This is a genomic window from Streptosporangium sp. NPDC006013, from assembly GCF_040614275.1.
In the GTDB taxonomy this organism is placed as follows: Bacteria; Actinomycetota; Actinomycetes; order Streptosporangiales; family Streptosporangiaceae; genus Streptosporangium.
Genome location: NZ_JBEXUE010000608.1, coordinates 1 through 5,185 on the forward strand (window position 1 = coordinate 1; position 5,185 = coordinate 5,185).

The 5,185-nt window shown below is 70.9% G+C and carries 7 protein-coding genes; 4 read left to right on the forward strand and 3 right to left on the reverse strand.

Annotated elements, in window-relative coordinates; translation table 11 throughout:
• A partial coding sequence (locus ABZ260_RS45980; RefSeq protein WP_355630853.1) for a type II toxin-antitoxin system death-on-curing family toxin occupies positions 1–290 on the reverse strand: 290 nt, incomplete at its 3' end.
• Entirely contained in the window at positions 287–484 is a 198-nt protein-coding gene (locus tag ABZ260_RS45985; RefSeq protein WP_350952663.1) for a ribbon-helix-helix protein, CopG family, read from the reverse strand. The genes ABZ260_RS45980 and ABZ260_RS45985, both read right to left, overlap by 4 nt.
• 335 nt (positions 485–819) lie before the next feature.
• Between ABZ260_RS45985 and ABZ260_RS45990 the strand changes: the two genes are divergently transcribed.
• From ABZ260_RS45990 to ABZ260_RS46005, 4 genes are read left to right on the forward strand one after another with little or no spacing between them, the layout of a single operon-like run.
• On the forward strand, positions 820–1,767 hold the full coding sequence (locus ABZ260_RS45990; RefSeq protein WP_355630857.1) for a DUF418 domain-containing protein: 948 nt from the start codon (positions 820–822) through the stop codon (positions 1,765–1,767).
• Positions 1,764–2,558, forward strand: coding sequence for a carbon-nitrogen hydrolase family protein (locus tag ABZ260_RS45995; protein WP_350952660.1), 795 nt, complete (start codon positions 1,764–1,766; stop codon positions 2,556–2,558). The genes ABZ260_RS45990 and ABZ260_RS45995 overlap by 4 nt, the downstream gene beginning before the upstream one ends.
• A 10-nt stretch (positions 2,559–2,568) precedes the next feature.
• Complete coding sequence (locus tag ABZ260_RS46000) at positions 2,569–3,030, forward strand: hypothetical protein (RefSeq protein ID WP_245651881.1); 462 nt, start codon at positions 2,569–2,571, stop codon at positions 3,028–3,030.
• A complete protein-coding gene (locus tag ABZ260_RS46005) occupies positions 3,027–3,458 on the forward strand; it encodes a hypothetical protein (protein ID WP_355630862.1) in 432 nt (143 codons plus the stop codon). The genes ABZ260_RS46000 and ABZ260_RS46005 overlap by 4 nt, the downstream gene beginning before the upstream one ends.
• A 100-nt stretch (positions 3,459–3,558) precedes the next feature.
• On the opposite strand, the gene ABZ260_RS46010 is transcribed toward ABZ260_RS46005, so the two are convergent.
• Entirely contained in the window at positions 3,559–5,055 is a 1,497-nt protein-coding gene (locus ABZ260_RS46010; RefSeq protein ID WP_355630865.1) for a carboxyl transferase domain-containing protein, read from the reverse strand.
• Between the last annotated feature and the right edge of the window lie 130 nt (positions 5,056–5,185).

Consider the following 5,185-nt stretch of genomic DNA (forward strand, 5'->3'; position numbering starts at 1 on the left):
GCCTCGTCATCGCCGGTGTCGATCGCCCTCCTGTTCCATGCCAGGAAGACGACCGTCGCCACCCACGCCACCCGCTTGTTTCCATCCACGAACGGATGATTGGCGGCCAGTGAATGAAGCAGGGCCGCGGCTTTGGTGAACAGGTCCGGATATGCCTCCTGCCCGAACATGGACGCCTGGGGCCTGTGCACGGCGGAATCGAGCAGACCCAGGTCGCGTAGTTCCGGCGTAGCTCCGATGGCCAACTCCGCGAGATCGAGAACCTGCTCCACCGTGAGACAACGGGTCATTCGGCGAGCCGATCAAGAACGGGTTTCCATCGGCGCACCGCTTCCACGCCGAGCCGATGAACCTCCTCGTCATCGGAATGGCGCACCAGGTATTCCTCCACGGCCGCCAGCACCACCTGCTGCATGCTCCGCCCCTCTCGCTCCGCGCGTCGCCGGAGGGCTTCGGTCTGCTCGTCGGAGAGCCGCAATGTCATAGCCATGCCTCCCACCGTACGGCGAATCTGGTATCACAGCGATACCATGACCGAGAGGATAGAGATAGTTACCCAGAGTGGCGACTCGTTTTACCGGACGACGTCCGGCAAGGACTTCGCATCCCCGGTCCAGCCGGTCGGCGGGCCGGGATAACCGCCTGACCAGGGTCACCCGGGGAGAGCCGAACCGGCCGAGAACCCCGCGACGGTGTCGCGGTACCGGTGTGATGTCCCGCTCGCGGGTTCGCGCGGGCGGCGATCGCCACACCTCCGAGAGGGCTTACGGGGGAGATCATCTATGCATAGTTGATTATGGGGTGATACGTCTATTTCCTGTGACCCGACGATTCCATGAGCTCGACGCGCTCCGCGGCTTCGCGGTGTGCGGGATCATGCTGGTCAACACCTGGCAGCACACCCGCGACCAGCTGAGGAACCCAGGCCAGAACGCGGTCGACTGGGCGATCGACAACCTGCTGCAGAGCAGGTTCTATCCGATCTTCTCGTTCCTGTTCGGGCTGAGCTTCGTCCTCTTCCTCCGGTCGGCGGCCGAGCGGACCGAGAGCCCCCGGGCCGTGCTGCTGCGCAGGCTGGCGGTGCTCGCGGCGCTGGGCGCGCTCCACCAGATCGTCAACCCCGGCGAGGTGCTCCTGCCGTACGCGATCTTCGGGGCGCTGATCCTGCTGCCCGCCTCGTTCTTCCCGCAGCCCGCGGTGGTGCTGCTGGGCGTCGCCCTCACCGCCTGGGCGGTACACCAGGGCGGCGGGGTGATCCTCATCCCCGGGCTGTTCGTGCTGGGCATGGCCATGATGCAGCGGCCGCCGCCCGAGTGGCTGCTGCCGTTCGCGTTCGCGGCGAGCGTGGTGCTGGGCGTGGCGCTCACCTGGCTCTGGGTACGCATCGCGGGCGACCCCGTCCTCTTCAACCGGGCCGTCTACCCGGCCGCCGGGCTCGCCGCCGCCACGGCCTACTGCACCGGGTTGCTGCTGGCGCTCAGGACCCGGCTGCGTGACCCACTGCTGGCGGCCCTGGCGCCGCTCGGCCGGATGGCGCTGACCAACTACCTGATGAGCACACCGATCATCCTGCTCTTCCTGCCACTGCTCACCTCGGATGCGACCCGGCTGGCCGGTGTGGCGCTCTCGGTCGCCGTCCTGGTGTTTCAGGTGCTGTTCAGCCGGGCGTGGCTGGCCAGATTCAGGTACGGACCACTGGAATGGGCGTGGCGGAGCCTCACGTGGATGGAACGAGTGCCGAACCGACGGATAGGGTCACACCCGTGACGCGCATCGCCCTCTGCCAGATCCCGGTCTCGGAAGACCCCGCCGCCAACCTCGACCGTGCCCGCACGGCCCTCGGCGAGGCCGCCGCGGGCGGCGCCGAGCTGGCGATCTTCCCGGAGGCCACGCTCACCCGGTACGGCAGGAGGATCACCGACCTCGCCCAGCCGCTGGACGGACCGTTCGTCACCGGGCTGGCCGAAGCCGCACGGGAGCACGGCCTTTCGGTGATCGCGGGGGTGTTCGAGCCCGGTGATCATCGGGTCCACAACACCGCGGTCGCCATCGGCCCCACCGGCTCGATCGAGGCGGCCTACCGGAAGATCCACCTGTTCGACTCCTTCGGCGCCCGCGAATCCGAGCTGGTCGCGCCGGGCGACACGCCGGTCGTGGTGGAGCTGGCCGGGCTCCGGGTGGGCCTGGTCACCTGCTACGACATCCGCTTCCCCGAGCTGACCAGAGCCCTGGTGGACGCCGGGGCCGAGTTGTTCGCGGTGATCGCCGCATGGGGTTCCGGGCCGATGAAGGAGGAGCACTGGACCACCCTCGTCAGGGCCCGGGCGATCGAGAACACCACCTGGGTCGCGGCCGTGGGCCAGGCGCCGAATCCGGAGGCCCGCGACAACTTCGGGATCGGGCGGAGCATGCTGGTCGACCCGATGGGGGTGGTACGCACCGATATGGGCCCCGGACCCGGCGTACAGATATGCGAATTCGACTCCCAGATCACGATTGCCACCCGGAATGCCCTGCCGTGCCTGGAACACCGGCGACTCCGGGCCGGTGGATCGTAAAATGCCGACCGTGAGTGATCCACCTGGGCGTAGAACGCAGATGCAGAAGGTCATACCTCCTCGGCTGCTCGTGCCCTATCTGGCCGGCAGACGCACCGTGATCTCCGGATACGTGTACCGGGTTCAGGACTGCGCGCGGCTGACCACCCCCGCTCAGCTCTTCGCCGGTCTCGACCTGGGGTTCGACGGCTCGGAGCTGACCGCCACCGTCCCGGAGATCTATCTGATGCGCTGGTACGCCCGCGACATGGACGCCTACGTCGTGCCGTACGGCCCGCACATGGGTGGTGACTGGAACGATTCACCGCCCTTCGCCGGGAACGGCTTCACCACCTCGCGGGATCACGTCGTGCCGCAGTTCCACACCACGCCCATGCCGATCCCCGCCGGGGCCGAGATCATCCACGTGACCGACGGCGAGGAGCGCCTCTTCGGCCGCTACGACGGCCTGAGCTGGCGGCCCGCCTCATGAGCGCCGAGATCGAGCCGGTGGCCTCGGGGTTCGCCGCCCACTACTCCGGCCGGACGTACGCCGCCGCCCTCGGCCCGGGTACCACCGAGGTGGTGCTGTTCAACGAGGAGGCCCAGCCGGGCTTCGAGGCGGCCTCCGGCTACTGGCGGCTGGTCGTCGCGCGCGAGGACCTCGACTGGCTGGTGCTGGTCCGCACCGTCGGCGCGTTCGGCGGTGAGCCCTGCCTGGTCCTTGACGTCTCCGAGGAGAACGGTGAGGAGAGCCTGCACATCGCCTACACCGGGCACAGCGGGGTGAAGGCCGAGGCCCTGGGCTACTGGATGGTCGACCACGGGGCGTACGAGGTGGTCGTCCCCCGTGACGAGGTCTTCTCCGTGCGGATCGAGCGCCTGCCGGTCCCGCTCACCCCGGTGCTCTCGGAGCCGTGACCTCCCCTCGCGCCTGACGTCCGCCTGAGGGCCCCCAGGTGACCTGCCACGACGCGCGGCCGGGGTGGAGACCCGCCGTCATCCCGTCGCCGCCGCCCGCTCAGCCCACGCCGAGCCGGCGGTAGCGGGAGAGCCTGGCGGCGAGGCGGTCCGCGGGGGGCCGCCTCAGCAGGGTCGCGATCTCGTACTCCAGTGCCCGCGAGACCCGGCGGCAGAACGCCTCCGGCTCGTAGGCGGCGTCGGGGAACTCCGGGATGATCCGGTCGACGAGGCCGTCCCGGCGCAGGTCCGTGGATCTCACCCCCTGGGCCTCGGCGATCTCCGGGGCGAAGTCAACACTCCGGTACAGCAGCGCCGACGCTCCCTCCGGGGAGAGCGGCGACAGCCAGCCGTGCTGGGCGCAGAGCACCCGGTCGGCGGGGAGCAGCGCGAGGGCGGCGCCGCCCGCGCCCTCCCCCAGCAGCAGGCAGACGGTCGGGGCGTCGAGCATCACCAGGTCGGCCACGGAGCGGGCGATCTCGGCGGCCAGGCCGCCCTCCTCCGCCGCCCTGGAGAGCGCGGCCCCGGCGGTGTCGATCACGGTGACCAGTGGCAACCCCAGCTCGGAGGCCAGGCGCATCCCCCTCCTGGCGACCCGGAGCCCGGCCGGGCCGAGCGGGGCGTCGATCCGCTGGCGCCGCCGGTCCTGGCCGAGCACGACCGCGGGGACCTCGCCGAACCTGGCCAGGGCGAGGATCAGCCCGGGATCGTGCTCGCCCACACCGGTGCCGTTGAGCGAGGTGGCCTCGGAGGCTCCGAGCTTGAGCAGCGCCCGCACGCCGGGGCGGTCGTCGCGGCGGGAGCGGCTGATCGCGTCCCACGCCTGGACCACCGGGATCCACTCGTCCGGCTCGGGACCCGGATCCAGCCCCTCACGGGGGGCGCACAGCACGGCGAGCACCCGGATGGCGACCCGCCGGGCGTCCTCGGCCGACACCACAGCATCGACCAGGCCGCGGGCGAAGAGGTTCTCGGCGACCTGAACACCCTCGGGAAACGGGTAGCCGTGCAGCGCCTCGAACACCCTCGGCCCCAGGAACCCGATCAGCGCGCCCGGCTCGGCCGCGGTGACGTGCCCCAGCGAGCCCCAGGAGGCGAAGACGCCACCGGTGGTGGGATGGCGCAGGTAGACGACGTACGGCAGGCCCGCGGCGCGGTGCGCGGCCACGGCGGCGGTGACCTTCACCATCTGGACGAAGGCCACCGCGCCCTCCTGCATCCGGGTGCCGCCCGAGGCGGGGGCCGCCAGCAGCGGGAGCCGCTCGGCGGTGGCCCGCTCGATCGCGGCGGTGAGCCGCTCGGCGGCGGCCACCCCGATCGAGCCGGCCAGGAAGGAGAACTCGCACGCGACGATCGCCACCCGGCGCCCGTCGAGCAGGCCCTCCCCGGAGACCACCGCCTCGTCATATCCCGTCCTGGCTCGGGTCACGGCCAGCTCCTCGGCGTATCCCGGGTTGGCCGGGGAGGGGTCGGCGGGGGGCTCGTCCCACGAGAGCCAGGTACCGGGATCGAGGAAGGTGTCGATCAGGGTCCGCGCGTCGGGCCGCGCCGGGGTCATCAGATACCTCCAGCGTGGAGACCCCCGCCTTCGGGCGGGGGAGGAAACGCGGCGCGGTGCCGCGTTTCCGGGTGGGTGGTGTAGCCGTAGCCGTCGGCTCGCTGGAGCAAGCGGATGTGGCGGTGGCCGA

Bases quoted from the DNA above. Each gene is read 5' to 3' on its own strand.
- ABZ260_RS46005 (WP_355630862.1), top strand. From the start codon at position 3,027: ATGAGCGCCGAGATCGAGCCGGTGGCCTCGGGGTTCGCCGCCCACTAC.
- ABZ260_RS46010 (WP_355630865.1), bottom strand. From the start codon at position 5,055: ATGACCCCGGCGCGGCCCGACGCGCGGACCCTGATCGACACCTTCCTC.
- ABZ260_RS45985 (WP_350952663.1), bottom strand. From the start codon at position 484: ATGACATTGCGGCTCTCCGACGAGCAGACCGAAGCCCTCCGGCGACGC.